We start from the raw sequence: 13305 nt of genomic DNA, 5'->3' as shown, positions 1-13305 counted from the left end.
ATGCCCCGGTCACGGCCGGCCGTCCACCGTGGGCGCCCGTATCTCGAGGCGCACCGGGTGCAGCGCCGGGCCGAGGACCAGGTAGGCGAACAGGCTCGCGAGCAGCGCGCAGATCACCCTCACGACGCTCCCCCATCAGACGGGTTTTCGGGGCCGTGACCTGCGGCGGAAGGGTCGCCCGCGCGCGGCCCGAGAGCTGACCGGTCGCCCGGCCCGAGCAGCATCTGCCGCCCGCATTTCGGCCCGTCGAGCCAGGTCAGAAATTCTGCGGTGGTCGCGGTGCCGCCGCCGGGGTCGGCCTGCTGGTTGCGGTCTCGGATCGCGCACATCTCTTGGGCGTAGGCGATGGCGTCTTGCGCCTTGTACAGCTCGAAGCCCATGTCCTGCATCGCCTCGCACGCTTCCTCGGCGGTGTGCCGGAACAGGTCCCCTCGTCCAGCGTCAGAGCAGTTCTCGGCGGGCCGGCTGGCGTTCGCGTCCCTCTCGGGTTCGGGTGCCCAGTGGGCGGGGTGGACGGGTTCCCAATCGCCCCAGGTGACGCGTCGGCGGATGAGAACACCGCGGCTGTGCTGGCCGGGGACGAGGTCGCCTCCGCCGTCGGGGGTGGGGTACCAGGTGTGGTGGTCCCATTCGGCTGGCGGGATGGGCGGGAGTTGGCTGCGGCGGACGGCGTCGTGGTCAGTGGTCACGGTGGATCTCCTTGATCTCGGCGAGGGCCTGGCGGGCGCGGTCGGCGGAGGCTTCGGTTTGGCGCCGGTAGCGGCGAGTGTCGATCGCGCAGCGGATGGCGACGGCGAGGGCGATGACCGCTGCCGCCAGGGCGGCGAGGTGCAGGGGCTCAGGCATGGTCGGCCTCCTCGGTCTGCTGCGCTTCGACGAGGACCGTGGTGGTGCGGCGGGCGATGCGGTACCCGAACTCCGGCTGCGCCCGGCGGCGGGCGGCGAGCCGCTGGATGGCGAACTCCGGATCGGCGGTCGTGCTGCTGGCCTGTTCCCATGTGCCGTCGGGCTGCTGCCCCTGGACGAAGTACTCGACGGTCTGGCGCTGTTCCTCGTAGGCGGCGTTGACGGCCGGGTACAGATCCGGGAAGGCGAAGCAGGCGCTGACGACCTCGGCGACGATCTCCTTGTTCAGGGGGATTTCCTCGTCCCGCGGGTGAAGGCTGCCTCGCACGTAGCCCATGACGGCGGTGTCCTGGAGGAGGGCGCGTTCGCGCTTGGTGAGCGAGGCGAGCAGGGCGTGCACCCGCTCGGCGCGGTCCGCTTGCCGCTTCTCCAGGTAGGCGATCAGGGGGTCGGGAAGGGCTTCAGCCATCGGTGTCTCCTGTGGCTCGTGGGATGCTGTGGCGAGCACCGCCCGGATACGACCCGGGCGGTGCGCTTGCGTTGTCACGGGGTGGCGGCTGCGGCGAGGCAGGCGGCGACGATGACGACGGTCGGGGTGTCGGACGGGAACTCGATGACCGCGCCGTTCGGGCAGTCGAGGCCGGAGTCGCCGGTGTTCCCGACGACGGCCCAGACGGCGCCGGATGGGTGCCGGAGGATGCTCATCGGCATCTCGTCGTCGCCAATCCAGCCGGCCGCCTCGAGGGCTTCGACGACGTCGAGGCGGCCGAGCCATTCGCCGGGTTCCGGGCGGGAGATGATCAGGCGAAGGTCGGTCATCAGTTGGCCTCCTTGGTGGTGGCGCGGGCGGCTTCGGCCCGGAAGTCGTCTTGCTCCTGCGGGGTGAGGTCGTCCCAGGGGCCGGTGTCGCGTTGGGGGTTGATGTAGGCAGCGGCGGCGAGGCCGCGTGCGAGCTGCTCTGTGTGGGCGTCTGCGGGGTTGGTGACGTTCGAGTCGGTCATGATCTGCTCCGGTGGTTGGGGTCCGGCCGCCGCGTGCGGCCGGGCAGAGGCTTCTGGTCCTAGGCGGCGCGCTGGGGTTGAGCTGGCCCCTTGGGGCGCTCAATGAAGCCGTTGCGGATCGCAAGCTCGATGGCTTCTTCGCGGGACTCGACGCCCATCCGACGGGCGGCGGCCTTCACGAGCTCGTACACCCTGGGCTGGCAAATGCCGAGCTCAGTCGCAGCTTGAGATGTGGCCGCTCCGGCGGCGACGCAGGAAAGGGCTTCGAGCTGGCGAACTGTCGGGCGAGCGACCGCCACCAGAACCGCCCCCCGGCTGCGCTCGAGGCCAAGTCGATGAAAGACCGACTCGGGGCTCTCGTATCGCCTCGCTATCCGCTCGGGGAGGATCGCTCGTCGAGCGGCCTCCACGTCGTCGAACATGCGGGCCAACTTGAGCCCGTTGCAGACGTGGCAGGCAAGGACCCAGTTGTTCGACGGGTTGCGTTGCGAGTAGGCGTAAGGGATGAAGTGGTCCCAGTTGGCGAGCAGCATGATCTCCCGGTTGCCGCGGAAGATCTTGGTGCTGATCGGGATCTCGCAGTACAGGCACTTGTAGCCCTGCTGGGTGATGATTCGCTCTCGGTCTGCGGCGCGGGGTTTGCGGCGGATGCCGATGCCGCCAACTTGGCTACGGCCATACACCGCTCGGCGCCAGTCGCTGGCGGGGAGTTCGGGTGCTGCCATGCGGATCTCTCGCTCTCTTGGGCTGAATGGATAGCTGGGCGCCTCGCTGGCGCTCTGCGGAGGGAAGCTGGCGCGACACCCGGAACAGCTCCGAGGCCGCGAGGCGGGCGCACAGGCCCCTTCTCGGGCGCCCCTCGCTTGGGTCCGACGGTGCGGATGGCAATTCAGGGGCCCGGGAACCCCGCGGCCAATCGCGGGGCTCAGGTGGGCGCTCAGGCGGCTTGCGGGGTGAGGAGTCCAGCGCGCTGCAGCACCGCATGCCGGGCATGGGCCGCGCGGCAAGCCCGATCGGTGGGCTCCTTACGGCGGATGTGGCGGAGGTACGCGGCTCGGTCGCCGCAGTCGATGCGCGGGCCGAGCATGTCCGCGGCCGTCGCCAAGTGCACGGCGTGCGTGATGTTCCGGGCCTCGAGGACGTGCCGGATGACCCGCTCGTGCCAGTCGACGGTGCTGACCGCGATGTGCTCGACGCGGGCAATCTGCGGACCAGACAGGCCCTGCGCGCGGTGCCACAAGATCCGGCGCTGACGCTCGGACAGGTCGGCGGTCACTGCACCCACCAGCTTTCGCGGCGTCGGCCGGCCGAGCCTGTGGTGTCGCTGGTGTTGGCGGCGCGGCACCGGTGGTCGCAGAACGCGGCATCGGCCCGCTTCCGCAGCCTGCGGTGCGGCCCGCACGGGGCCTGCCGGTCCTGGCAGTCGAAGCACCAGTCGATGGGGTCGATGAAGTCCCCGCACCAGGCGCAGTGCCGGGTCCCGTCATCGCGGACGACAGCCTGCGATGGCCGGCGGATGGCGTAGCGGTTCGTCATGCCGCGCTCCGCTCGTCGGACGTGATCGGCACGGCCAGCGGCCGGTTGGCCCACAGCACTTCAACGCGCGCCTTCGCCGATGCCGCATTGCCGGTCATCGTCGTCATCTCGTGGCGATGCCACCCGGCGTACACCTCGTCATAGAGAGGGCTGTGGTAACCGGAGAGGGCAACCGCCGCCCGACAGCCAGCAAGAGCCGCGGCCAGCTCACGATGCTGCAGATCGTCGCGCATCTCGTGCCGGTAGCCAGTGGCCACCCGCGTCGAGCCGAGGTAGGGCGGATCGACGTAAAGCAGCACGTCCGCGCGTTTCCCGAACAAAGCGATCAACTCCAGTGCAGGCCGGCATTCGAGCTGCACGCCCATCAACCGCTCGGCTGCCGGATGGAGGCGCGTTCGGTAACCGTCCAGGTAGGCAGGCATGTTGGTGCCAATGTCGGCGACACAGTGCCGCCAGCCGGTGCGATCCATCCGCCCAGACCGGCCCTGCGTAAGCCGCACCCACACCCGCCGCGCCATCTCCAGCTCGTCGGCGGTCTTCACGTAGGACGTGGTGTGCTCGGCACGGGAGTGCGGGGTCAAGGCGCATGCCCGGGCCAGGTCAGCGGGCCGGTCACGCAACACCCGCCAGAACGTGACGAGCTCACGGTCCAGGTCGTTGACGGTCTCCAGGCGACTCGGCTCCTTGGCGAGGAGCACGGAGAGCCCGCCGGCGAACGGTTCGACGTAGTGCGTGTGGGCCGGCAGCAGGTCGACGATGCGGCGGGCGAGCCGCTGCTTGGATCCGAAGTACGGCATCGGCGGCTTCATGCGGCGCTCCGCTCGTCCGAGGCGATCGGCACGGCGATGGCCGGGCTGTCGGGGGTGATGGCGATGGGCCGGCCGAGACCGGCCACGTACATGCCGGCCGGGCGGCGGCAGTCGGCGGCGGCCTGGCGGTAGGTGTCCGGGGTGACGGTCACGAACTGGTGCTTGGCGGCGTACCGGTCCCAGCACGGGCCGCAGGGGACGTGGCTGGTGACGATGCCGTCACCCGACCGTTCCCGGCGGCCGGTTCCCGGGTCCGCGGGCTCGGCCACCCACACCGGGGTGCCGATCGGCAAGATCTGGATCATGCGGCGGTCCTTCGGCTACGGCGCTGGGCGCGGCGGGCGTGCAGTTCGGAGTAGGCGGTCAGGTCGCGGGCCGTGGCCCAGGCGTGGCGGCAGTTCGGGCAGCGGTAGCCGTCGACGGTCCGGTCACCGCGGGTGCGGGACTCGGCGGGGGCTATGCCGCGGGCCAGGCAGGACGGGCAGGAGTCGGTGATCACGCCGCCTCCCGCTCGGTGAAGTCGGCGGCCATGTCGACCAGGCGTGCGTAGTGCATTTGCGCGCCAACGGTGATCGTGGTGCGGGCTCCGCCCCGATGCTTGTCGACGATCAGGTCGCACTCACCGGCGCGCGGGGACTCGGGCTCGTACATGTCTGGCCGGTGGAGCAGGATCACGATGTCGGCGTCCTGCTCGATCGAACCGGACTCGCGAAGGTCGGCGATCGTCGGTCGCTTGTCGGACCGCTGTTCGCTTCCACGGTTGAGCTGCGCGAGGACGACGATGGGGATGTCGAATTCCTTGGCCATGAGCTTCAACATCCGGCTCATCTGGCTGACGGCAACCTGCCGAGATTCCGCTTTCGGCGCTTGGGCGAGCTGCAGGTAGTCGATGACGACGTACCGCAGGCCGATCTTGCGGATGAGGGTGCGGATCAGGTTCCGCAGGTGGGCCATCGTGACGTGCGGGGTGTCGTCGAGGTGCAGGGGTGCTTCGGCGAGGCGGTCGCTGACGCCATGGAGCTTCTGCATGTCCGTGTCGGTGCAGTTGCCCTTGTCGAGGTGGTGCAGGGCGACGCCGGCTTCAGCGGAGACGATGCACAGGGCGAGTTCTTCGCGGCCCATTTCGAGGCTGACGAACAGGGTGGGGATCTTGTTGTTGACGGCGGAGGCGCGGACGAACGTGTTGGCCAAGGTCGTCTTCCCGACTCCCGGCCTGGCCCCCACGATGATCAGTCGGCGCGGGGCGAAGCCGCCGGTGAGCTCGTCGAGGTCGCGGATGCCGGTGGGGATCCGGTTGGACAGGTCGGGCGGGGTAACAGCCCGCTGGAAGACGAACGGCAGCAGGTCGCCAAGGGTGCCAGGGGTGTTGTGTTGGTTGTCTCGGACAACCCCGTCAAGCGCCGCCTGGGCCGCAGCGATCGCCGTGTCGCGGTCGAAGTCAGCCGCCATGCCGATCTGCTGGGCCTGGATGCCGAGGCTGATGAGCCGGTTGGCCTCGGCGATTTCGGCGACGCGGGCAGCGGAGTGCTCGGCATGCAGCCCAACACCTTCGCCGTAGAGGTTCGAGAGGGTGACGGCGTCCAGTGGAACGCAGGGCATCCTGCCGGATGCTCGCATCGCCTGGAGGCGGGTGCTGATGGCGAAGGGGCTGATGCCGGCCGTGCCGACGACCATTTCGTTGCGCAGCTCGTCTACGGCGTACCAGACCCAGGCGTGCTGCTCCAGGGTGAAGTCGACCGGGTCGACGACGTCGACGAGTTCGTCGATGAGTTCGGGCCGGTTCATGACGCTGCCGATGACGATGCGTTCGGCGGGCAAGTCCTGGCGCCGGGCGAGGCGTCCGCCGATCTGGTCGGCATCTGTGTCGGTGTCGTCCCACACGTCGGTCACGATTCCCCGCCCGTGCGGCGGTCGCCGCCCTCGAGGAACGCGACGTTCTCGGCGCACATCTCGGCGAGCCGGGATGCGACGCGGGGCCCGACGATGGGGCCGAGGTCGCCCGGCAGCACGTCGCACGTCATGATCACGGGGCGCTGCTGGACGTACCGCTCGTCGAAGATCTCGTAGAGCCGCTCTTGGGTCCAGCCGGTCGGGGAGACGCGGGCAGCCGCCAGGTCGTCGATGAACAGCAGGTCGGCTTCCTTGGCGCGCTTCGACGTGCCGTAGGGGTCCGTCCCCTCCGGGCGGAGGTCGTCGAAGAGGCTCGTCGAGCGGTGGATCTCGATTACCGGGTTGCGGCGGTAGCGCTGGCCGAAGCAGGCGGCGAGCCAAGTGCGGGTGGCCGACCAGGCAGTATGCGTTTTCCCGACGCCGATGTGCCCGGTGAGGAACAGACTCTCGTGCTGCCCGAGGCCGGCTGCGGCCCAGGTCTCCACCTCGCCCGGCAGCGAGATGGCATTGGCGTAGCGGGCGGGGATGCGCTTGCCGAACAGGGCGAGCGCATCGGTGCGCCGCTCGTCGAGCCAGTGCTGCCAGTTCGGGTCAGGTTCCGAAGCGAAGGGCACGGGGCTTCTCCTTGTCGCTGAGGGTCTCGGGTGCGGTCTTGGGGCCGGCCGGGGTGGAACCGCCGCGCTTGCGCTGTTCGGCGAGGGCTTGGCGGCGGAGCTGGTCGTACTTCTCGCGGAGCTTCATGGGCGTGAGGATGTGCGCCTGCCAGAAGTCCGAGTCGTGGGCCCAGTCGATGGCTGTCTTCGCCTGGTCGACGGTGATGCCGTCGCGGTCGAGGAGCAGCCGGGTGCTGTCGCGCCACTTGGCGGTGATGCGGGGGCGCTTGCTGCCGGACTTCTCGAGGCGGTCGGCGAGGTGCTTGCAGACGGTCTCGATGTCGGTCCGGTGGACGTTGTCGAGGGACTTCGCAGAAGTTCCGGATTCTTTTTCTTTTACTTCTGTCTCTGTCTCTGTCTCTGGTTCGGTTTTGCTTCCCGCTTGCTTCGGTTTTGCTGAAGCACTTGCTTCGCCGTTTGCTTCGCCTGCGGAGGCGGCGCGGCGGGACTCGCCGGACTTCTTTCCGCCCCTCTGACCTGCGGCGGAACGCTTGGCGCGGAGGTCGGCGACCTCAGATGCGGAGCGCTGGTGCTCGAGGTAGTCGTGGATGACGTAGTTGTCAGCGCCTGCTTGGGGGCAGCTCGGGCAGTCGTGTTCGCCTTCGTGCCACAAGCCGACGCGAACGAGTGCCGAAGCACTTGCTTCGGGTTTGCTTCCGTCGGTCAGCCGAGGGACGAGACGCCGCGAGATGACGCCGTCGGTCAGCTGGCGGGAGGCGTAGGCCAGCCCGCAGATGTACAGCCAGCCGGCTTCTCCACCCGCCTCGATGACCTTCGGGTGATCCGGCAGACCGTCGTGCACCCTCACGTAGGTGCGCTTGTCCTTCTCGGCCATTAGGGGCTTCTTTCAGAGAGAGGTGCTGGTCAGGGGACTTCTGGGCGTGCGGAACCAGGCCCTCAAGGGGGTCGGATTCGCGACTGGCGCGGATCGACATAGCCAACATACACTTGGACACATGAATGTTGGCTATCGTTGTGCAACTGGATGTGGCCACATTGCCGTGGGACCATGCCGCCATGACCGAGGAGGAGACCGTGACCCGCCTGAAGCAGGCAGCCGAGGCGAAGCGCGCCACCGAACAGGCCGCCGCCAAGAAGTTCGAGGACGCCGTCGTCGTAGCGCTGCTCGAAGGGCTGAAACCCAAGACGGTCGCCGAGGCCACGGGCTACAGCTACGAGACGATCCGGCGCATCGCCCGCGCCAACGACATCGGCCGCCTCCGCGAACCGACCGTCACCAGCAGGAAGAAAGCCCAGCCGGGGGACGAGTCCTCGGCCTGACCGAGGAGACATACCATTTCCCGCGACACTGCTTCCGTCGACCCCAACCGCAGCACTGCGGTGTACAGGCTCTTCGACAAACGGAGCCGGCTTCTCTACGTCGGGATCGCATTCGACCCAGATACACGCTGGGCTCAACACGCAGCCGTGACGCGATGGTGGGCAGAGGTGGCCAGCAAGTACGTCGAGTGGTACGAAACCCGCGCCGAAGCTGAGCGCGCCGAGGTCGTAGCCATTCGCTACGAGCGCCCGATCTACAACAAGCGCGACAGTCCCGAGCCTTACAAGGGTCCGACCGCCAAGCGCGGCCTGGCGCTGCCCCGAAGAATCCCGATCAAGGACGAGATCTGGGAGACCTACCAGATGGTCTGCGCAGAGGAAGGGCTGACCGTCGACGAAGACATCACGCGGCACATCAAGAAGCAGCTGCGAGCGCACCGCGCAGAGGAGCGCAGACACAAGGCTGAGCTGCGACGACTGGCTAGCAGCGACGACTGACATCCCTCTCCTCTCCCTTCTCGCCCCGCGGTGTTCCGCGGGGCGTTGTTGCGTCTAGGCGGCGGCCGGCTTCCGGCTGCGGCGGTACATGGCGTGGCGTTCGCGGGGTGTGGTGCCGGCGCGGACACCGCTGCGGAGCTGGGCTGGCAGCCCTTCCTCCTCCGCCAGCGCGGTGGTGAGGCAGACCTGCTTCACCGGACACCGGTCGCAGATCGCCTTGAGTTCGGCGACGACGGCTGGGTGGCAGACGTCGGGGACGAATTCGTCGGGGTCGGCTTCGCGGCAGAGGGCCTGGTCGCGCCAGTCGCGGGGGCTCATGCCGCCATCTCCAGCTGCGGGGTGGCGTTTGTGCTGCGGGTCTTCGCGTAGGCGCGGCCGTACTCGGTGTGCGCGACACGGCAGGGCTCGCAGACCTTGGTGTGGTAGCGGCGGTGCGTCTTGTAGCCCGGTTCGCTGCCGCACCTGCTGGTTCCAGCTGCGGCGGCTTTCTCGGCGAGGCGCAGTTGCTTGTAGTGCCGGTTGCACAGGCCGCGGGAGATGGGGAAGTCGGTGCAGTCGTCGTTGCCGCAGGTGGCGGCCTGCTGTCCTTCGGCGAGTTTCGCGGCGGCTTTCCAGCGGGCGACTTGCCGCCGGTTGATGTGGAGGTGTTCGCCGACCTCTCGTTCGCTGAGGCCGTTGCGGGTGAGGATGAGGGCGGCTGTGCGCATCTCGGTGGGGTTGAGGCCGCCGGCGGGAATGTCCGCGGACATGGCGCGCTCGACGGCGATCCAGTCGATGCCGTCGTCGCTGGTGGGCTCGGCTGGCGGCATCCACTGGACGGGGTTCTGGTGGAAGGTGCGGGTTGCGGCGATGCGGGTCACGACTGGTCTTCCTTCCTGGTGTTGCGGCGGGTGGCGGCGGGGTGGCGCCAGATGGCTTCGAGTGCGGCGAGTTGCGGGTCGATGGGTTCGCGGCGGCGGAGGCGGGCGGCGAGCGCCCGGAGCCGGTTCACGCGGCGGCCTTCCGCGGCCGGCGAGCCTCGGCTATCACCAGGCCCTTGACCGACAGCCGCCAGACGCTGATGCGGTGCCCGTGGGTGGGCCCGCTGGTGGACGGCACCATCTGTCCGGTGTGTTCGATCAGGCCGGCGGTGCGAAGGCTGTTGATGGCGGCGCCGAGGTAGCCGTGGGCGAGGTCGGGCAGCAGGTCGCGGAGGTCGTTCGCCGAGAAGACGTCCTTGGCGAGGCCGAAGTGCCAGACGGCTTGTTCGACGAGGAAGCGGTCCCAGTCGCCGGTGTGGGCGACGATGCTGTCGAGGGTGCTGTCCTTGTCTGCGGCGGCGAGGCGCTCTGCGGGGGTGAGACGGCGAGTCATCGGGCCACCTCCAGCTGGACAGTGGTGGCGTCGAACTCCTCTTCGGTGGGCGTCCAGAATCCGAGGCGACCTTTGGCGGGCACAGGCTCGTTGAGCGGCTGGATGTCGGCGAGCTGCCAGTGGTAGACCTCCCGCATGCCCCACGGCTGACAGCAGGTGCCGGTGTCGAAGTGTGAGCCGATGAGGGTGGCGACAGCGAGGATGGCTCCGCGGTAGTCCGGGAAGAGCCCGGTCGGTCCGGCGGGCACGTAGTCGTCGGGGAGTACGGCGTGCCGGTCGGGCATGGCTGCTGCGTGGATGAGGATGCGGGTGCCGACGTGCTTATTTGGTGCGGGCCAGGTGCGGTTCTCGACGGTCTTGCCACCATGGGCGATGGCGTCAGCCCAGGGCTGGCGAACGGTGAGTGCCTTCATCTGGGGATCTCCGATCAGGTGTGATGCTGGAGGGTGGCCGGCCCGCACTGCCCGCGGGCCGGCCCGGTGGCGCTTAGGCGGCGTTCTTCAGCGCGGTGCCGCGCTCCTTGATGTAGGCGCCGAGGCTGGTCGGTTCGCCGGTCTCTGGGTGGTCCATGGGGGTAGCGAGAGCGCTGGCCGCCTCTACCTCCCGGAACAGGCCCAGCAGGCTTGCGGGTGTGGCGTCATGCGCCATGGCCGTTGTCTTCCAGGCGTTGACGTCGATGGGCTGGCCGCCGGCGTTGAGCCAGTCAAGGAGCGGCTTGGCGATGTCCCGGGCGCCGTCGGGCTGCTCGAATACCTGCTGGTGGAGGGCCGGGCAGCGGGACTTGAGGAAGCGGAGCCGGTTACTGATGTCCATCTCGGCGGCGACACCGAACTCGTACTCGATGCCTTTGCGCTGCTCGGCCCGCATGCCGACCATGACCGGCTCGCGGCGACCACGGTCGTTTTCCTGGATGACCCACTCGGTCTGAGAGCGCATTGTGACGACGACGTGGCCGGGGTAAGCGAGGAGAGATTCGACCATGTCGTTCTGCATGGGGGTGCCGTCCTTCCACCCCGCGAAGCTGTTGCCGCCGTACTTCGACTTGGCCTTCTCGACCTGGTCGAGGGTGCCGTCGGTGCCCTTCCAGAAGTGCGACAGGGAGTCCACCATCACGACCGGGTAGCCGGCCGTGGCCGCCGCAGCGAGAGCCTTGACGAGGTCGCGCGGGTCGTAGCGGTGCATGGGCAGGGTGTCGAACTGGATACCTCGCTCGCCGATGTACAGGGAGGCAGCGCCGCGCTCGGTGTCGATGACGGCGAACCGCTGGCCTTCGGCGAGGCCATTGGCGAGCGACAGGCTGGTCCAGGTCTTGCCGGAACCGGAGACGCCCTGGATGGAGACCCGGGCCTTGGCGCCGTCTTTGGTGGCGGGCCGGAAGACGAAGCTGCCGTTGTCGAACTGATCGTCCTGCGCGGCCTGGCGGCCGGCGCGGACGGGAGGGGGAAGCTGGCTCATGGGTGACTCCTAGGCGTACTGACGCTCGACCCAGGTGGGGAGCGCGGTGAGAGGTGCTTCGAGGTATCCGGGCCACTCACCGGTCTCCCGGCAGTGGGCGTAGGTGTAGAGGGCCCGCTCGTTGAGGTGCCGGCCTATTTCGCGGGCGGTCGGGTCGCAGGTGGTGACGACGACCAGGTAGGGCGGGTCCTTTTCCTGGATCACGAACTGGAGGGGCAGTTCGGGGTCGATCAGGTCGAGGGCGATCCCGCCGTCGATGTAGAACTCCTGCTGCTGGTGGTAGCCCCAGTCGTGGAACATGCGGCCGAGGTCTTCGGGGTTCGCGGACTTGGTCGTCTTGTAGTCGACGATCTGGCCTTCGTTGCGTAGCCAGTCGAGGCGGGACCGGCGCCAGATGCCGCGGTCCTCCCAGAACAGGGACTGCTCGGCGACTCCGCTGCCGGGTTCGAGGAGTGCCGCGGCCTCGGTGTTGGCGCGGAGGGCGGCGGCCATGGCGTGGACCTGGTCGAGTGCGGCCCGCTTGAGGGGGATCTTCCCTTCGGCTCGTATCGCGGCGACCTCGGCCTTTATGGCGTTGCTGTCCCATCGGGCAGCGTCGACGAGGACGAGTTCGGGTCCGTCGTCGAGGACGAGCTTGTGGGCGGCGGTGCCCAGTTCGAGGTTCGGCTTGGTGGGTTCGGGGTGGTCGAGCCAGTACCGGAATTTGGCGGGGCATTCGGTGGCGAGCTTGCGGGCCCCGGTCGAGGAGAGGCTGCCGCCAGGGACAGGGTCCTGGTGATACAGCTCGGCGGGAATGTCGTACAGGCCCGGCTCTACCTCGACGGAAACTTCGGGTGTTGTCGTCACGCGGCGGCCTCCCCGTCGAGGGGGAAGTTCAGCCTGGCGAAGACTCCCCAGGTAGCGGCTGCGGCCGAGTCGTAGGCTTGAGCTGCTGCCTCTTCGGTGGCGTACCGACCGAGGTTCTTGCAGCGACCGCCCACGGTGATCTTCGCCTGCCACTTACTGCGAGAGCGATCCCATGTCACCCCCTTGAAGCGAGACGACGTTGGGGATCCATCGGAACGGCGGGGCTTCCAACGGTTCGCCAGGTTCTGGCTACACGTCGCAACGCGCAGGTTGGAGCGCCTGTTGTCCAGGCCGTCGCCGTTGATGTGATCGGTCTCGCGGCCAGTTGGCGTTCGAGCTATGAGCCGGTGCATGTAGACCGGCCCAGCCTTCGTCTGTGCGTAGGCATACAGCTTTCCGCTGTGGCCGCGGAGGAGGTGCCAGTGGTGCGGTGCGACGATTTCCTTGTCCGCCCGATCGATGAGCGCCGAATGGCCCTGCTCGATCTCAATGCGGCAGGTTCGCTCGGCGTCGATGTCGTAGACGCCGGGCACCACCGCGGTCACGACGCGCCGCCCTTGGCGATGCAGCCTTCGCAGCGGTAGGTGCCGTCGGGCTGGCGCTCGAACGGCCCGTCGGTGTCGCCGCAGGCGCAGCGGATGGCCTTCATGCGGCGGCGCCGGGCATGTCGTCGAGGCCGATGATGATGGCGCCGCCCTGGCCGAGGAGCTGGCCGGTGCGGTACAGGCCGTCGACCTCGTAGCCCTGGCCGGCGGGGGTGAGGCTGTAGCGGATGTGCCCTTCGAGGCTGTCGCCGGCGGCGACCCGGTCGCGGATGTCATCAAGCCCGGCGACGAGCTCCTCGCGGTTCATGGTCTGCATGGCTGGCCTTTCAGATGCGCTGGGGGTGGCCGCCCGCGGTGTGCGGGGCGGGCGGCCGTGGGGCGGGGTCAGGCAGTGAGGTCTTCGCCGCACTTGGCGCAGCGGGAGTGGGCGCCGGTGATGCCGCCCGCTTCGTCGTGCAGGTGGACGAGCAGCACGTCGCCACCGCAGTCGGCGTGTTCGACGTTCTCGGCGCGGTAGGTGCGTTCCAGGCCGCCGCCCCAGTCCTCGGTGTTGATGAGGGTCCAGGCGATGTCGTCGGGGTTGGTCGTCACG

26 protein-coding genes are annotated in these 13305 nt (G+C 68.7%); 2 read left to right on the top strand and 24 right to left on the bottom strand.

Annotated elements, in window-relative coordinates; translation table 11 throughout:
- Positions 1 to 119: 119 nt before the first annotated feature.
- The 14 genes from ACF088_RS07425 to ACF088_RS07360 form a co-directional block, all read right to left on the bottom strand.
- Positions 120 to 689, bottom strand: a complete 570-nt coding sequence (locus ACF088_RS07425) for a hypothetical protein (RefSeq protein ID WP_392374436.1) — start codon at positions 687 to 689, stop codon at positions 120 to 122.
- Positions 679 to 846, bottom strand: a complete 168-nt coding sequence (locus ACF088_RS07420; protein WP_392374435.1) for a hypothetical protein — start codon at positions 844 to 846, stop codon at positions 679 to 681. Before ACF088_RS07420 ends, ACF088_RS07425 begins: the two co-directional genes overlap by 11 nt.
- On the bottom strand, positions 839 to 1315 hold the full coding sequence (locus tag ACF088_RS07415) for a hypothetical protein (RefSeq protein ID WP_392374434.1): 477 nt from the start codon (positions 1313 to 1315) through the stop codon (positions 839 to 841). The genes ACF088_RS07420 and ACF088_RS07415 overlap by 8 nt, the downstream gene beginning before the upstream one ends.
- A gap of 74 nt (positions 1316 to 1389) precedes the next feature.
- Positions 1390 to 1665, bottom strand: coding sequence for a hypothetical protein (locus ACF088_RS07410; RefSeq protein ID WP_392374433.1), 276 nt, complete (start codon positions 1663 to 1665; stop codon positions 1390 to 1392).
- Entirely contained in the window at positions 1665 to 1847 is a 183-nt protein-coding gene (locus tag ACF088_RS07405; protein WP_392374432.1) for a hypothetical protein, read from the bottom strand. The genes ACF088_RS07410 and ACF088_RS07405 overlap by 1 nt, the downstream gene beginning before the upstream one ends.
- Positions 1848 to 1906: 59 nt before the next feature.
- Complete coding sequence (locus ACF088_RS07400) at positions 1907 to 2572, bottom strand: HNH endonuclease (RefSeq protein ID WP_392374431.1); 666 nt, start codon at positions 2570 to 2572, stop codon at positions 1907 to 1909.
- Between the two features lie 212 nt (positions 2573 to 2784).
- A complete protein-coding gene (locus ACF088_RS07395; RefSeq protein WP_392374430.1) occupies positions 2785 to 3123 on the bottom strand; it encodes a LuxR C-terminal-related transcriptional regulator in 339 nt (112 codons plus the stop codon).
- A complete protein-coding gene (locus ACF088_RS07390) occupies positions 3120 to 3383 on the bottom strand; it encodes a hypothetical protein (protein WP_392374429.1) in 264 nt (87 codons plus the stop codon). Before ACF088_RS07390 ends, ACF088_RS07395 begins: the two co-directional genes overlap by 4 nt.
- Entirely contained in the window at positions 3380 to 4192 is an 813-nt protein-coding gene (locus tag ACF088_RS07385; RefSeq protein ID WP_392374428.1) for a DNA adenine methylase, read from the bottom strand. Before ACF088_RS07385 ends, ACF088_RS07390 begins: the two co-directional genes overlap by 4 nt.
- Entirely contained in the window at positions 4189 to 4497 is a 309-nt protein-coding gene (locus ACF088_RS07380; protein WP_392374427.1) for a hypothetical protein, read from the bottom strand. Before ACF088_RS07380 ends, ACF088_RS07385 begins: the two co-directional genes overlap by 4 nt.
- Complete coding sequence (locus ACF088_RS07375) at positions 4494 to 4691, bottom strand: hypothetical protein (RefSeq protein ID WP_392374426.1); 198 nt, start codon at positions 4689 to 4691, stop codon at positions 4494 to 4496. Before ACF088_RS07375 ends, ACF088_RS07380 begins: the two co-directional genes overlap by 4 nt.
- Entirely contained in the window at positions 4688 to 6082 is a 1395-nt protein-coding gene (locus ACF088_RS07370) for a replicative DNA helicase (protein ID WP_392374425.1), read from the bottom strand. The genes ACF088_RS07375 and ACF088_RS07370 overlap by 4 nt, the downstream gene beginning before the upstream one ends.
- Positions 6079 to 6696 carry a DnaA ATPase domain-containing protein gene (locus ACF088_RS07365; RefSeq protein ID WP_392374424.1) on the bottom strand — a complete coding sequence of 206 codons (618 nt, stop codon included), beginning with the start codon at positions 6694 to 6696 and terminating at the stop codon, positions 6079 to 6081. The genes ACF088_RS07370 and ACF088_RS07365 overlap by 4 nt, the downstream gene beginning before the upstream one ends.
- Positions 6674 to 7570, bottom strand: a complete 897-nt coding sequence (locus tag ACF088_RS07360; protein WP_392374423.1) for a hypothetical protein — start codon at positions 7568 to 7570, stop codon at positions 6674 to 6676. Before ACF088_RS07360 ends, ACF088_RS07365 begins: the two co-directional genes overlap by 23 nt.
- Before the next feature lie 182 nt (positions 7571 to 7752).
- On the opposite strand from ACF088_RS07360, the gene ACF088_RS07355 reads away from it, so the two are divergent.
- The gene (locus ACF088_RS07355; protein ID WP_392374422.1) at positions 7753 to 8016 is read left to right on the top strand and encodes a hypothetical protein; all 264 of its coding nucleotides are present in this window, start codon (positions 7753 to 7755) and stop codon (positions 8014 to 8016) included.
- Between the two features lie 60 nt (positions 8017 to 8076).
- Complete coding sequence (locus ACF088_RS07350; RefSeq protein ID WP_392374421.1) at positions 8077 to 8514, top strand: GIY-YIG nuclease family protein; 438 nt, start codon at positions 8077 to 8079, stop codon at positions 8512 to 8514.
- Positions 8515 to 8568: 54 nt separating this feature from the next.
- Here ACF088_RS07350 and ACF088_RS07345 read toward each other — a convergent pair whose 3' ends face one another.
- The 10 genes from ACF088_RS07345 to ACF088_RS07300 all read right to left on the bottom strand — a co-directional run bounded on the left by ACF088_RS07345 (position 8569) and on the right by ACF088_RS07300 (position 13304).
- Positions 8569 to 8832: a WhiB family transcriptional regulator gene (locus ACF088_RS07345; RefSeq protein WP_392374420.1), complete on the bottom strand. Its 264-nt coding sequence runs from the start codon at positions 8830 to 8832 to the stop codon at positions 8569 to 8571.
- Positions 8829 to 9374: a helix-turn-helix domain-containing protein gene (locus ACF088_RS07340; protein ID WP_392374419.1), complete on the bottom strand. Its 546-nt coding sequence runs from the start codon at positions 9372 to 9374 to the stop codon at positions 8829 to 8831. Before ACF088_RS07340 ends, ACF088_RS07345 begins: the two co-directional genes overlap by 4 nt.
- Positions 9371 to 9505, bottom strand: coding sequence for a hypothetical protein (locus ACF088_RS07335; RefSeq protein ID WP_392374418.1), 135 nt, complete (start codon positions 9503 to 9505; stop codon positions 9371 to 9373). The genes ACF088_RS07340 and ACF088_RS07335 overlap by 4 nt, the downstream gene beginning before the upstream one ends.
- On the bottom strand, positions 9502 to 9867 hold the full coding sequence (locus ACF088_RS07330; RefSeq protein WP_392374417.1) for a hypothetical protein: 366 nt from the start codon (positions 9865 to 9867) through the stop codon (positions 9502 to 9504). The genes ACF088_RS07335 and ACF088_RS07330 overlap by 4 nt, the downstream gene beginning before the upstream one ends.
- Entirely contained in the window at positions 9864 to 10280 is a 417-nt protein-coding gene (locus ACF088_RS07325; protein WP_392374416.1) for an ASCH domain-containing protein, read from the bottom strand. Before ACF088_RS07325 ends, ACF088_RS07330 begins: the two co-directional genes overlap by 4 nt.
- Before the next feature lie 73 nt (positions 10281 to 10353).
- Positions 10354 to 11322 carry an AAA family ATPase gene (locus ACF088_RS07320; protein ID WP_392374415.1) on the bottom strand — a complete coding sequence of 323 codons (969 nt, stop codon included), beginning with the start codon at positions 11320 to 11322 and terminating at the stop codon, positions 10354 to 10356.
- A 9-nt stretch (positions 11323 to 11331) separates the two neighbouring features.
- On the bottom strand, positions 11332 to 12168 hold the full coding sequence (locus tag ACF088_RS07315) for a PD-(D/E)XK nuclease-like domain-containing protein (protein ID WP_392374414.1): 837 nt from the start codon (positions 12166 to 12168) through the stop codon (positions 11332 to 11334).
- Positions 12165 to 12713 (bottom strand): HNH endonuclease, encoded by a 549-nt coding sequence (locus ACF088_RS07310; RefSeq protein WP_392374413.1) that lies wholly within the window; start codon positions 12711 to 12713, stop codon positions 12165 to 12167. The genes ACF088_RS07315 and ACF088_RS07310 overlap by 4 nt, the downstream gene beginning before the upstream one ends.
- Positions 12714 to 12813: 100 nt before the next feature.
- Complete coding sequence (locus ACF088_RS07305) at positions 12814 to 13029, bottom strand: hypothetical protein (protein WP_392374412.1); 216 nt, start codon at positions 13027 to 13029, stop codon at positions 12814 to 12816.
- 68 nt (positions 13030 to 13097) lie between these two features.
- A complete protein-coding gene (locus ACF088_RS07300; protein ID WP_392374411.1) occupies positions 13098 to 13304 on the bottom strand; it encodes a hypothetical protein in 207 nt (68 codons plus the stop codon).
- Position 13305: the final 1 nt, after the last annotated feature.

Source organism: Streptomyces sp. NPDC015125 (genome assembly GCF_043080045.1).
Classification (GTDB): domain Bacteria; phylum Actinomycetota; class Actinomycetes; order Streptomycetales; family Streptomycetaceae; genus Streptomyces.
The sequence above is the reverse complement of the archived record's forward strand: the minus strand, read 5'-3'. Positions and strand labels throughout refer to the sequence as shown.